10 protein-coding genes are annotated in these 13,041 nt (G+C 65.5%); 4 read left to right on the top strand and 6 right to left on the bottom strand.

Features of this window, described 5'->3' with window-relative positions; genetic code table 11:
* Positions 1 to 304 precede the first annotated feature (304 nt).
* Complete coding sequence (locus DB354_RS01325; RefSeq protein ID WP_107833629.1) at positions 305 to 1,603, bottom strand: NAD(P)/FAD-dependent oxidoreductase; 1,299 nt, start codon at positions 1,601 to 1,603, stop codon at positions 305 to 307.
* 898 nt (positions 1,604 to 2,501) lie between these two features.
* Between DB354_RS01325 and DB354_RS01320 the strand changes: the two genes are divergently transcribed.
* Together DB354_RS01320 and hisI are read left to right on the top strand one after the other, a co-directional pair.
* A complete protein-coding gene (locus DB354_RS01320) occupies positions 2,502 to 2,804 on the top strand; it encodes a DUF971 domain-containing protein (protein ID WP_107833628.1) in 303 nt (100 codons plus the stop codon).
* 622 nt (positions 2,805 to 3,426) lie between these two features.
* A complete protein-coding gene (gene hisI, locus DB354_RS01315; protein ID WP_107833627.1) occupies positions 3,427 to 3,885 on the top strand; it encodes a phosphoribosyl-AMP cyclohydrolase in 459 nt (152 codons plus the stop codon).
* A gap of 96 nt (positions 3,886 to 3,981) precedes the next feature.
* On the opposite strand, the gene lpxA is transcribed toward hisI, so the two are convergent.
* The gene (gene lpxA, locus DB354_RS01310; RefSeq protein WP_107833626.1) at positions 3,982 to 4,767 is read right to left on the bottom strand and encodes an acyl-ACP--UDP-N-acetylglucosamine O-acyltransferase; all 786 of its coding nucleotides are present in this window, start codon (positions 4,765 to 4,767) and stop codon (positions 3,982 to 3,984) included.
* 58 nt (positions 4,768 to 4,825) lie between these two features.
* On the bottom strand, positions 4,826 to 6,157 hold the full coding sequence (locus DB354_RS01305) for a bifunctional UDP-3-O-[3-hydroxymyristoyl] N-acetylglucosamine deacetylase/3-hydroxyacyl-ACP dehydratase (protein ID WP_107833666.1): 1,332 nt from the start codon (positions 6,155 to 6,157) through the stop codon (positions 4,826 to 4,828).
* Between the two features lie 299 nt (positions 6,158 to 6,456).
* Between DB354_RS01305 and efp the strand changes: the two genes are divergently transcribed.
* Positions 6,457 to 7,014 carry an elongation factor P gene (efp, locus tag DB354_RS01300; protein ID WP_107833625.1) on the top strand — a complete coding sequence of 186 codons (558 nt, stop codon included), beginning with the start codon at positions 6,457 to 6,459 and terminating at the stop codon, positions 7,012 to 7,014.
* A 59-nt stretch (positions 7,015 to 7,073) separates the two neighbouring features.
* Here efp and DB354_RS01295 read toward each other — a convergent pair whose 3' ends face one another.
* The 3 genes from DB354_RS01295 to DB354_RS01285 all read right to left on the bottom strand — a co-directional run bounded on the left by DB354_RS01295 (position 7,074) and on the right by DB354_RS01285 (position 11,514).
* Positions 7,074 to 8,597, bottom strand: a complete 1,524-nt coding sequence (locus DB354_RS01295) for a restriction endonuclease (RefSeq protein WP_146180060.1) — start codon at positions 8,595 to 8,597, stop codon at positions 7,074 to 7,076.
* A 148-nt stretch (positions 8,598 to 8,745) separates the two neighbouring features.
* Positions 8,746 to 9,969, bottom strand: coding sequence for a class I SAM-dependent rRNA methyltransferase (locus DB354_RS01290; RefSeq protein WP_107833665.1), 1,224 nt, complete (start codon positions 9,967 to 9,969; stop codon positions 8,746 to 8,748).
* 156 nt (positions 9,970 to 10,125) lie between these two features.
* Positions 10,126 to 11,514, bottom strand: coding sequence for a thymidine phosphorylase (locus DB354_RS01285; protein WP_107833623.1), 1,389 nt, complete (start codon positions 11,512 to 11,514; stop codon positions 10,126 to 10,128).
* A gap of 246 nt (positions 11,515 to 11,760) precedes the next feature.
* Between DB354_RS01285 and hflX the strand changes: the two genes are divergently transcribed.
* On the top strand, positions 11,761 to 13,038 hold the full coding sequence (gene hflX, locus DB354_RS01280; protein ID WP_107833622.1) for a GTPase HflX: 1,278 nt from the start codon (positions 11,761 to 11,763) through the stop codon (positions 13,036 to 13,038).
* Positions 13,039 to 13,041 lie beyond the last annotated feature (3 nt).

The following is a 13,041-nucleotide window of genomic DNA, read 5'->3' as shown; positions in this document are numbered from 1 at the left end:
ATTATAATCGACTACCCGTGAGCAACTAACGGGATAATGTCCAGATACTCAGACGATAATGTCCGGATACTCGGAATAAAGTCCGGATACTCGGCGAACGTCGTCATCGCCTCTCCTACCCCGCAGCCGCCGGTTTGCCCCGATTTCGATCGCGTCGGCCCGTGCCGCCAATTGCGCCCCGCCTTGCCGCGGAGGCTGCCTCCGCCCCACCTGCTCGGGTAACGTGCCTCGCAGCACGCGCCGAGCGGCACGCGCCGAGGGGCACCTGCGATTCGACCTCCGCAGCGTGGCACGCGTCTGAAGCTCAGGCGCTGCCGGCTGAAGCCTCGCCCGATACGCCCGTGATGATCCGCGCGCCGCGCTTGAAGGTGAGGTACGAGTAGAGCCACTGCGACAGGACGGCGAACTTGTTGCGGAACCCGATCAGGAAGAGCAGGTGCACCGCCAGCCAGACGAGCCAGGCGAAGAAACCGGAGAGTTTGAAGCGCCCAATTTCCGCCACGGCTGCGGACCGGCCGATCGTCGCCATGGCTCCCTTGTCGCGGTACGTGAACGGCCGGCGTCCAACCGGCGCCAGCCCGCGCCCCCGGATGTCCGACTCGATCAACCCGGTCACGTGCCGGCCCATCTGGATCGCGGCCTGCGCCACGCCCGGCACCACCACGCCATTGGCGTCGGTCAGCGTCACGATGTCGCCGACGGCAAACGCTTCCGGATGCCCCGGCAGGCTGAGGTCGGGCAGGACCTTGAGCCGGCCGCCGCGGTCATGCTCGATGCCGAGCGTCTCCGTCAGCGGTTCCGCCGCCACGCCTGCCGCCCAGATAATGTTGTCCGACGCGATCGTTTCACCGCCGACGACAACTGCGCCGGACCGGATCGCCTCGACATGGCGCCCGGTGATGACGGTCACGCCCTTGGCCTCGAGTTGTTCCTGGGCGCGTGCGGAGAGCATTTCGGCGAACGTCGGCAGCACGCGCGCGCCGCCTTGGATGAGGATGACCTTCACCTTCGTAGGATCGATGTGGTCGAAGTCCTTCTGCACGACGCAACGTGTCAGCTCGGCAAACGCGCCCGCCAACTCGACGCCAGTCGGTCCACCGCCGACGACCACGATCGTCATGGCGGCGTCGCGACGCGCCGGATTGGACTCCGTCTCGGCGCGTTCGAGCGAGCTCAAGATCATGCGCCGGATCCGCAAGGCGTCATCGAGCGACTTCAGGCCCGGAGCTAGGCGCTGCCAGGCATCGTGGCCGAAGTAGCTGGTCCGGGCGCCCACGGCGAGGACGAGGTAGTCGTAGGTGAGTTCGCCGCGGGCATGGACCACGCGTTTGCCCGCGAGATCGACGGCGGACACCTCGCTCATGAGTACGTCGAGGTTGGGCCTCCCGCCAAAGAGTCCACGGATGGGTTGGGCGATATCCACCGCCGAGAGGCCGGCCGTCGCGACCTGGTAAAGCAGCGGCTGGAAGACGTGGTGGTTCTGTCGGTCGATGACGGTGATCCGCGCCAGACCCTGGGGAAAACCGCGCGCAAACGTGAGCCCGCCAAACCCGCCGCCCACAACGACGATATGAGGGAGCGACTTGTCGAACGCGGCATTCATCGCGACACCCCTACCCACCGCCTCCCGCTTCGCAAACGCCCCTCCCAAGAGTCCCGCCCGCCAAACGCACACCGCCGCCATACTCGCCCCCCATCCAGCCGTGCAACCTCTGCACCTATCACCCCAAGGGGACAGACCCCGTTCAGGCCCCCAAGGGGACAGACCTTGTCCAATTCGCAGAAGACTTCAGTGCCGCTCACGGGACAGGCCTATTTCTGGGCAGGCCAAGCTTTTGTGGGGCTGAATTCGCTGATCCGCATTAGGGGACAGACCTCGGTTCGGCTGTTCGCTGAGCGATCAGGGTGTCACCCCAAGGGGACAGACCCCGTTCAGGCTTTCAAGGGGACAGACCTTGTCCAACTCGCGGAAGACTTCGGTGTCACTCACGGGACAGGCCTATTTCTTGGCAGGCCAAGCTTTTGTGGGGATGAAACCGCCGATCCGCATTAATTAGGGGACAGACCTCGTCGGACATCAGGGTACGCGATTTCAGGGGACAGGCCCTCTGATAGGAAGATAGACCTGATCCGCATTAGGGGACAGACCTCGGTTCGGTTGTCCGCGGCGCGATCAGGATCAGGGGACAGGCCACGTTGGACATCAAGGGGACGCGATTTCAGGGGGACAGGCTCTCTGATCAGAAGACAGACCTGCTTAAGGGATGTCAGTCGTCTGGAAGGTCGGGGGGGGACAGACCCCGCATTCAGGATACCCTCTGGGGACAGACCTGTTTCGGGATACCATCAAGGGACAGGCCCTGTTTAGGAGAAAACGGAGGACCGGGGTGGATGCGGGCTGGGCCGCTGGTTCAGGAAGGCGGGCGTGAAGACGGGCTCTGTACAAATGGCAGCCAGGCGACACAGTCGTCAGGTACTCTCTCGCCGCCCTCTTCTCCCGCATGCACACGCCCACGAATGTCCAAGTGATAGGCAACGAAGTCGCGATCGTCTGGGACGACGGCGTCGAGTCCTACTTCGATTTCGAGAAATTGCGCGCCGCATCACCGAGCGCCGCCAATCAGGGCGAGCGCGACATCCTGGGAAACCAGTACGGCGGCGACGGCCCGAAGAAGTTCTCCGGCGTGCAGGTGGTGAGCTGGGAGCGCGTCGGCAATTACGCCATCCGATTCGATTTCAGCGACGGCCATAACAGCGGGCTCTACAGCTTCGAGTATCTCCGCGAGCTGGGTGGCCAGGCCTAGTCGGCCGCGAGTCTTGCCCGCCTGCTTCGGGCGCTTCGCGTCGGGGGCTCGAGAGGGAACCCCGTTGCCCATCCGGTCCCCGCGTCCCGCGGCGAATGTCGGTCGTCGCCGGTCCAGATTTTCTGACCCAAATCGGTCGGCCACCTTGTGCCCGACGCCGCCCCACCCGACTCCGACCCGGCACGCTGTTGGTGAAACGATCCACGCCTTAGCCAGCCGCCATCGCGGTCGACCGCCAGGTCGGCGAATGCAAGTCCTTCGCCAACACCGATGCCCCCCAAGCAGAACTCCTGCGTGACGCGGAACTCGCTTCCCTGCGGCGCCGCCTCCCGGAGCGGTACAGCCGGGCACAATTCCGCCCAAAACCTGAGTAGGTCGCACATCGCGCGACCACTTCGGGTGCGGCGCCGCTGTCCCCCCTCCTAAGCCGAGATCGGCCACGAATGCCGTCGCACTTTCCCTCTGCAAAAGCGTCCCGCACGCGCGTCTCTCCCCTGCGCCAACCGCACGGCCTCCGAGAGTCTCCCCCCTTCGGGATTGCCGCCCCCACTTCGTCATCCGCCCGGGCGTCGCCGGCTGTGGGCTTGCGCGGATTCTGCGCCGCACCTAGACACGGCTCGTCATGTCATTCGTCTTCCCAGCTCGCACGAACACTGCCGACGTCGAACTCGGCACGATGCTCCAGCCGAAATTCGGGCCTGACGGCCTGATCCCGTGCATCACCACCGACCATGTGACCAACGAGGTGCTGATGTTCGCGTTCATGAATGCGGAAGCGCTGGCCCATACGATCAAGACGAAGAAAGCCACCTACTGGAGCCGCTCCCGGAACAAGCTCTGGATCAAGGGTGAGGAATCCGGCAACGCCCAGCTCGTGAAAGCGCTGCTCGTAGACTGCGACCAGGACGTGATTCTCCTGAAGGTCGAAAACGTCGGCGGCGCCGCCTGCCACAACGGCTACAAGTCCTGTTTCTATCGGAAGCTCACCGACTCGGCGGTTGCGGACCAACCCGACACGATGAAGCTGGAGTACGCGTCGAAGCGGGTGTTCGACCCGGCGACCGTGTACAAGAAGAAGTAAGCCGCCTCCACGCGAAGTCACCGGTGCGCGTCTTCGCTCCGGCGATTGCCGCCCCACCCCTTCCGGCCCGCGCCACCCGCGCGGGCCTTTTCTTTCTCAATGCGCGCCCGGAGCCAGCCCGCGCTCGCTCTTGCGCGCGAACTCGAGGAGATGCTGGAACTCCGCGCTCGCGGCATGCGGATGCGCCGCGAGCTTCTCCAACGCCTGCGAGCGGTTGAGCCCGTCGCGGTACAGGAGCCGATGAATCTGCTTCACGCGGTCGAGTTGCTCGGCCGTGAAACCGCCGCGCTCGAGACCAACGCGGTTGATCGCGCGCACCTCCGCGGGAGTGCCGTCGGCGATGAAGAACGGCGGCAGGTCCTGCACGAGTTTCGCGAACGCCGACACCATGGCGAAGCTGCCAATGCGGCAGAACTGATGCACGCCGCCGTAGCCGCCGATCACGACGTGATCCTCGACCTGGACATGTCCCGCGAGGACCGCGCCATTGCTCATGACGATCCGGCTCCCGAGCACGCAGTCGTGCGCGATGTGTGAGCTCGCCAGGAAGGTGTTCTGGTTGCCGATGACGGTGAACTCGCCGTCGTTCGTCGCGCAGTGGACGGTGACGTACTCCCGGAAGACATTGCGGTCGCCCACGCGCAGACCGGGGCGGCCGCCCTTGTACTTCAAGTCCTGGGTCTTGCCGCCAATACACGCGTACGGGAACACCTCGCAGCCCGCGCCCAGGGTCGTGTTGCCCTCGACGCTGGAATGATGGTGCAGCCGCGTACCCGCTCCGAGCACCACTCCGGCGCTGACGTAGGCGAAGGCGCCCACTTCCACGTCGGAATCGAGCTGCGCCCCCGGCTCAACGATCGCCGTAGGATGAATAGAGGTCATGCGAATTCCTGTTTTGCCTCGAAGCCAGTGCCAGTGCGCACCGGAGAAGCAGGTTTGGTTACTCGACTTCGGCGTTGTCCACGACCGCGAACATCAGCTCGGCTGAAGAGACGATCTGGCCGTTCACCAGGCACTCGCCTTCCGCCACCCCGATCTTGTTGCCGCGACTCTTGGTCATCTTGACGTTGATCGTGAGCTGGTCGCCGGGGCGGACGGCGCGGCGGAACTTCACCTTATCGCAGCTCATGAACAGCGCCGTCTTCCCCTCCGAGGAGATCCGGCGGAGCATGAGGATGCCAGCGGCTTGCGCCATCGCCTCGATCTGGAGCACGCCGGGCAGCACAGGATTGCCCGGATAGTGGCCCTGGAAGAAGGGCTCGTTGATGGTGACATTCTTCAACGCCGTGAGCGCATCGGGGCCCTGAAACTCGACCACACGGTCGATCATCAGGAACGGATACCGGTGAGGCAGCGTGTCCAGCACGCGGCGGATATCGAGGGTCGTCTCGGTCGCGAGGACCGTGGTCGGGCCGGGAGCCCGCTTGGCCACGCCGGCTTTCCGCTCCTGCAGTTTCTCAAGCAGCAGCTTGGTGAGTTCCGCGTTGATCGCATGGCCCGGACGCGTCGCCACGATGTGGGCCTTCAGCGGCATGCCGAGCAGCGAGACGTCGCCGACGATATCGAGAATCTTGTGACGGACAAACTCGTCCTTAAACCGCAGCGGCTCCTTCGAGAGGATCTTGTCGCCCCGGATGACGATCGCCGAGTCAAGCGAACCGCCCCGGATCTTCCCCAGCTTCAGCAGTTCCTCGATATCCTCGTAGATTGTGAACGTACGCGCCGCCGCGATCTGCGTCTTGTATACCTCGGGATCAAGCGTGAGCGAAAGATGCTGCGTGTGGATGCCACGATCGTCGGCGGACGTGCACGAAATCTTCAGGCCGTCGAACGGCAGGGCAATGATGGAGCGGTTGCCGCGCGTGACGGACACCGGGACATCGAGGGCGAAATACTCCCGCTCGGCGTCCTGCTCGATGGGCTCCCCTTGGAGGATGAGGTTAACGAAAGGCTGGGCCGAACCGTCCATGATCGGCGGCTCCGAGGCATCCATCTCAATGATCACGTTGTCGACGCCACAGCCGTGGAGGGCGCTGAGGACGTGCTCGACGGTGTGGACCTTGGCATGGCCGGACTGGATGGTCGTGGCGCGGACAAGGTCCGTCACAAAGTCGACCCGGGGCTTCACTTCGGGAGTCCCGTGCAGGTCCATGCGGCGGAAGACGATCCCGTGATTCACGGGCGCGGGCTTCATGGTCAAGGTGACGGCATCACCGGTGTGCAACGCGCTACCTTTGATGGAAACTTCCCGCGCGAGGGTTCGTTGTTTCATGGGCAGCGGAGTTTCGGCAACGCCGCCGGTCGAGAGCAAGCGCATCCTTTGGCCGCCTCTCGGGCAAAGAAATGGCGGGAGCGTCCGCGAGCCTCATGAACTCGCCCCTGGGCGCGCCGGGGCGAAACCAGCTGAGCGCCGGCGCCCCGGATTGGCACCGATGGCAGACCAGATAGTCTTTCGGCCGGGAATGGCCCTACTTCGGACCCGGCCGCCCGGCGGCTTGACACCTTTCCAGCGGGCTGCCCAATCTACTCGTTTTCTACCGAACAATCCGCAGCCAGAATACGCTCAACGTCATGCCCGCAGCCAACGACATCCGCAAAGGCCAAGTCATCAAATTCAATGGCGAGCCTCACCTCGTCATGGAAACGCAACACCGCACGCCTGGGAATCTGCGGGCCTTCGTCCAGATCAAGATGCGTAACCTGCGCTACGGCAAAGCTCTCGACCAGCGCTTCGCGTCGACCGATACGATCGAGGTCCTCCCGACCGACAAGAAGACGCTGGAGTTCAGCTACGCCGACCGCGACACCTTTGCCTTCATGGACCCGAACTCGTTCGAGCAGATCGAGCTGACGGCCACGCAGCTCGGCGATCTGAAGAACTTCCTCGCTCCGGGCGGCAAGGTCGACGTGCTGTTCGTCGACGAACGCGCCCTCTCCGTGGACCTCCCGAGCACGGTCTCGCTGAAGGTCATCGAGTCGGCCGACGGCATCAAGGGCGACACTGCGAGCAACGTCCAGAAGCCCGCCAAGGTTGAAACCGGTCTGGTTGTCCAGGTGCCGCTGTTCATCAAGGAAGGCGACGTGATTCGCGTGAACACGACCGACGGTTCGTACCTCGGCCGCGCCTGAGCGCCCCCTCCTCCCCTTTCCGCCCGCGGCCGCAAACGCCGCGGGCTTTTTTGTGTCGCTCAGGAACGCTGCGTCTCGCCGCACTGCGGGCAGCGCCACGCGCCAGGTTCGACCGCGGCTGCAACCATCTTGGTCTCGCATCGCGGGCAGGACGGCGTGGCCACATCCCCCGCCGCGACGAGTTGCAGCAGATCGGCGCGAGCCGCGTCGGGCAGCGTATTCAGTTTCTCAAGCAACACCTCGCCGGAGAGCAGCGTCACATGCTTTTCCTCGGCGTAGTCGCGCGCCGACACAGCAAAGCTTCCGGTCGTCACGAGATAGCCGCGCCGAATGCCCTCAGACTCGATGGCCGCGACGAGCGCCTCGACCCGCGAGGCACCGATGGCGGCGGGCTCGTGCGACACACATTGGACGCAGGCGAAGGGGCGAGTCTCGCCTTTCCAGGAAATGCGAATGTGCACCGGTGACTGCGGCCCATGCTTCGTGCGGGTCGCGACCACGCCGGTCTTGTTGTAGTAGCCGGCAACCAGTTCCTCGAACGCCTTCCATTCCAAGCGCTCGAGCAGCTCGGAGGAGAAGCGGCTCGCCGGTCGCGCCGGAGCCGGCTCCATCGGAAACGGGGAACGCGAAACCGCCGACGCCGCGAGAAGCAACTGCCGCTGGCGCCGCGCCCAAAACAGGTAGGCGAAGAAGCCGACGATTGCCGCGACGATGCCGGTCCTGATCAGCCACGACGAAGAGTCTCGTGCCGGCGTAGGCGCCGCAGTCGCCGCTGTCGTCGCCGTCGACACTGAGTTGGCAGCCACGGGCGCCGGATGCGCCGCGGGCGTGGCCGGCGCGGTAATCGTTGCCGCGGGCGCGACCGTCGGGGCAGCCGCGGTGCGGCCCGCGGCCGGATCGGCCGGGACAGACGCGGCCGTCGTCGGAGCAGAGGCTTCCGTTGCGGCGGGAGCGTCGACGGGCGGTGTCGCCGCGGGCGGCGTCGCTTCGGCGCTAGCCGGCGCAGCGAAGGGAGCCGCCGTCGCGCCCGTAGCAGCCACGGCGGGCGCCGATGCCTGATTCGTTGGCGCAGAGATCTTGTCGGCTGGCGTGGCCGTTGCCGGCGCGGGACGCGCGGTGTCCGTCGGCGCAACCGCGTGCCGCGTCGGCGGGCGAACGGACTTGATTTGCACCTCGGGCGGCAGTGGCACCGCGGGCGCGTCACGGCGCACGCCTGAAGTCGAAGTCGGGTTGGCCTCGGCGACCGTCGCCGTCTGGGCCGGGTCGGACACGTTGGCGGAAGCGGCAGTGGATTCCTCCGCGTGCGCTACGGCTGCGGGCGTCGGCGTGGCGGCAGCGGCCGCGTAAACCGGCTCGACCTCGACGACCCGTTGGTTGCGGAGAATCACCCTCTCGTCGGGAAACAGGAGCACCTCGCGATCGCCCGCCACGATGTGGCTCTTGGGCTCACCCCGGACCGCGATAACCTGCTCGCGGGTGATGCCGAGCGGCGTCGGCTTGGGGTCGCCCGCAGCCACCACGACGCCAGTGAGAATCCCCATCAGGCAGCAAACGCGGAAGATGGGAGCAGACGGAAGAAGCATGGTCAGGACACGATTTGCGGAGCCACGTCGAGTCGCCGCAATGTCGAACTTCGCCGCAATCCCCTACGTACCAGCCCGGAGTGGACAGGTTATTACCGCGGCCGCGGCAGGAACCGCGAACCGGCTTTCCCAGCTGGTTCCAGCGACGCTAGACCACCCGGGACCAGAGCACCTTTAGGTACCGGCTCTCCAGGCAGTTCGAATACACCGGGTGATCCGTCCCAGGGCCGGTCCGATCGAAGAACTGCAGGCGCCGGTTCTGGCGATGCGCCGCCTTGATCACGTGCTGCTCAAAGTCCTCGAGGCTCAGGAGGCCCGAGCAGGAGCAGGTGATAAACACGCCACCGGGCTTCACCAACGAGATCGCGAGCAGGTTGAGATCCTCGTACTTCTGGCGTCCCTCCCAGTTGCCGGCGGCATCGCGCGTAAAGATGAACTTCGGCGGATCCAGGACAACGACGTCCCACTTCTCCCCGTTGCTCTGCATCTGGCGCGCGTAGGCAAAGGCATCGGCATGCACGAACTTCAGCCGTGCCTGGTTAAGGTTCGCATTGCGCCGTGCCTGCGCGATCGCGGCCTCGTCGAGGTCAACGCTGGTCACGTCGGCCGCGCCGCCGAGAACCTTGGCGCAGAGGGAAAACCCGCCGGTGTAGCAGCACAGGTCGAGCACGCGCGCATCGCGGGTGAACCGCGCCACGTTGCGCCGGTTTTCGCGCTGGTCGCAGAAGAAGCCGGTCTTGTGTCCCTCGGCGAAGTCCACCTCGTAGCGGACCCCGTGCTCGCGGATCTTCACCGTGCGCGGCGCCGCGGCATTGGTCTCATTGAACGTCGACGGCTTGATGCCCTCGAGACTGCCGAGGTCGTGATCGACCTGCACGCGGGCGAACTTCGTCCCGGCCAGTTCGTGCAGCAGCGGGAGCCATTTCGGCAACCGCTGCGCGATGCCCAGCGAGTACACCTCGCACAGCAGCGTGTCGGCGTATCGGTCGATCGTCAGGCCGCTGAGGCCGTCGCCGTCCGAGTTGATCAGGCGGTAGGCGTCAGTGACCTCGTCGAGCTTGAACAAGGTGCGGCGCAGCTCCACCGCACGGCGGATCGCGAGTTCGAAATAGTCCTCGCCGATCGGCTCGCCGCCGTGTGCGACGACCCGGAGCGGAATCTTCGCCCGGGGGTTGAACAGCCCGGCGCCCATGCGCTCGCCGCTCTTGTCGTACACCGAAACCCAGTCGCCGGGTCGGGCATCGGGCGAAACCTGGCCGAGGAGCCGCGGGAAGATCGCGGGCTGGAACGTGAAGTACTTCAGCTGCGCCCAGGGACGGGTCCACCCGGACCGATCGATCGGCGGCGGAGGCGTCTTCGGAGCTTTGTCCATGGGCAGCGGTTCTGGCATTGGCCCAATTGGGCGCAGTCGCGCGACTGCGGCAAGCCTCGGCTGGCCGCCCCCGGGATGGTGCGAGCGCATGCGGGCGGCAACAAAAAGCCGACCGGTGGTGAGCCGGTCGGCGGAAGAGAGAGATCGAGGATGACCTCAGGCGACGCGCTCGACGACGAGCGGCGGCGGCGTAGGCCGCTTCGGCGCCAGCCGGTAGGCGTTCTTGAAGTACTCCAGGGCCTGCTCGAGCTTCGCCTCGTCGTTGTAGTGGATCATCATCAGCGGCTCGCCCTGCTTCACCTGCGTGCCGACCTTCTTGATCTCCGAGACGCCGACCGAGTAGTCGACCTTCGCGTGATTGTGGTTGGCGTGGCCGGCGTGGTTGCCCACGGGAGCGGTCGACGGCTCGATGCCGGCGCCCAGCAGGTGCACGCCGCGGGCGATCATCGCCGCGCTGATGGTATGCACGTAGCCGCGCTTCGGCGCCGGGAGCTTCCGAATGTGGCGGGCCTGCGGGAACTTCTCCGGATGATCGATGAAGCTGGTGTCACCACCCTGCGCCTTCACCAGCTCCTTGAACTTGTCGAGGGCGGAGCCGTCGGTGAGGTGGCGCTGGACGGTCTGCTTGGCCGAGAGCGTCGAACCCGCCACGCCGGCGAGGCGGACGATTTCCATGCCGAGCTTCAGGACGAGTTCCTTCATGTCCTCAGGACCTTCGCCCTTGAGGAGCTGGATCGCCTCCTTGACCTCGAGCGCCGTGCCGACGGTATCGCCAAGCGGTTGGTTCATGTCGGTCACGAGGGCGACGCAACGGCGCTTCATCGAGCGGCCGACGCGGGTCATCGAGCGGGCAAGCTGCTTCGCCTGTTCGAGGTCCTTGATGAAGGACCCGTTGCCCCACTTGACGTCGATCACGAGGCCCTCGGAACCCTCGGCGAGCTTCTTGGAAAGGACGCTGCCCGTGATCAGCGGCAGGCTCGGGATGGTACCGGTCTCCTTGCGGAGTTCGTAAAGCTTGGCGTCCGCCGGCGCGAGATCCTCGGTCTGGGCGATGATCGCACCGCCGATGCGCGCGAGCTGGGAGGAGAACTGGTCGTTGCTGAGGGCGCCCTTGAAGCCGGGGACGGCCGCCAGCTTGTCGAGCGTGCTGATCAGGTATTCGTGCTCGACGCCGCACATCATCGGAACCACCACGCCGCTCGCCATCGCGAGGGGGACCAGCACGAGCGACGTCTTGTCGCCCACGCCGCCCGTCGAGTACTTGTCGATCTTCGGCTTGGCGATGTGTGAAAGGTCGATGACCTCACCGGAGAGCATCATCTCCTCTGTCAGGTCCGCCGTCTCCTGGGCGGACATGCCGGAGAAGTAGATCGCCATGGCCAGCGCCGCCAGCTGGTGCTGCGGCATCTCGCCATCCAGCGTGCTGTCGATAATGTAGCGAATTTCTTCCTGGGTGAACTCGCCGCCATCCCGCTTCTTTTCGATCAGAAAGTTGAAGGAGGGCTTGATGAAGCGGCGCGACGGAATATTTCGTTTGTTCGTCATGTGTTATTGGCGGAGCGGCAGGCGGTTGCCCGCTCGCGGAAAAGTTTGGGAGCCAATGAGGTTCCTCGGAAAAGTCGAGCCTAAACGCACTCCGGCCGGCGTGGAATCTAGGGTGAATCCCCCAAGAAAACAAGCCCGCTATGGACCTGCTTTCCAAAGGGTTGCCCCCTCCCCCAGGCTGCGTTCCGCACCGGCGGGTGCTAGTTTGACTCGGCCAGCCGACCCGCTTGGGTAACCGACTCCTTCATGGCAGACTTCCTTACCGACAAACCCGCCAACCTCCAGCGCGCCTTCCTGGTCGGCGTGCAAACTGACGACATGGCGGCGGATGAAGGAGCCGAACTGCTCGGCGAGCTCAAGGAGCTCGTCGAAAACCTCCGGATCACCGTCGCCCGGACCACTCTCGTCCGGCTGCGGCACGCCAACCCGGCAATGCTGCTCGGGTCCGGCAAGGCTGCCGAGATCATCGAGCTGGCCAAGGCCGACGAGGTCGACGTCATCATCTTCGACAAGGCCCTCTCCCCGGCCCAGCAGCGCAACTGGGAGGAGCAATCAGGCCTCGCCGTCATCGACCGCCAGGAGGTTATCCTCGAGATCTTCGCCGACCGCGCGCAGACCCGCGAAGCCATCCTCCAGGTCGCGCTCGCCCGCATGGAGTACTCCCTGCCCCGCCTGACCCGCGCCTGGACGCACCTGTCCCGGCAACGCGGCAAGGGCGCCCTCGGCGGCGAAGGCGAAACCCAGCTCGAGCAGGACCGCCGCATCGTGCGCGACCGCATCGCACACTTGAAGCGCGAGCTCGTGAATGTCGTCCAGCAGCGCGACGTCCAGCGCCGGAAACGCCAGCGCATCCCCGTGCCGACCTGCTCGATCGTCGGCTACACGAACGCCGGCAAGTCGACGCTCCTCAACACCCTCACGGGCGCACAGGTGCTCGCCGCCGACAAGCTCTTCGCCACCCTCGACCCCACCACGCGCCAGCTCGTCCTGCGCGGGAACCAGAAGGTGCTCGTGACGGATACCGTCGGCTTCATCCGCCGGCTGCCGCACGACCTCGTCGAGGCCTTCAAGGCCACGCTCGAGGAGGTCATCGTCGCCGACTTCCTCGTCCACGTGCTCGACGTGACCAACCCCAACGTCGAACAGCACCACGCCACGACCCTCTCCGTCCTCCAGGAACTCGGCGCAGCGGAGAAGACCACTCTGACGGTTTTCAACAAGATCGACGCGGCCACCCCGGCCATGCTGCAGCGTGCGCGGGCGCTCGTGCCCGACGCCTTGTTCGTCAGCGCCCGCACGCGCGAGGGCCTCGATGCGCTCGAGGAGCGCTGTCTCGAACTGATCGCCGAGGCCAACACGTCGACCGAACTGGTCGTGCCCCATGCGCGCTACGACGTCATCGCCCGGCTCCACGAGGTGGGGCACGTGCAGGCCGAGGAACAGCAGGACGACGGGGTGCACCTGCGCGGCCGCTTCCCGCCCACGCAGGCCGCCTTCTTCGCGCCGTTCGTGGTGAAGCGCTGAGCG

This window comes from Opitutus sp. ER46, from assembly GCF_003054705.1.
Lineage (GTDB): Bacteria > Verrucomicrobiota > Verrucomicrobiia > Opitutales > Opitutaceae > ER46.
This window is presented reverse-complemented; position numbering and strand designations above follow the sequence as displayed.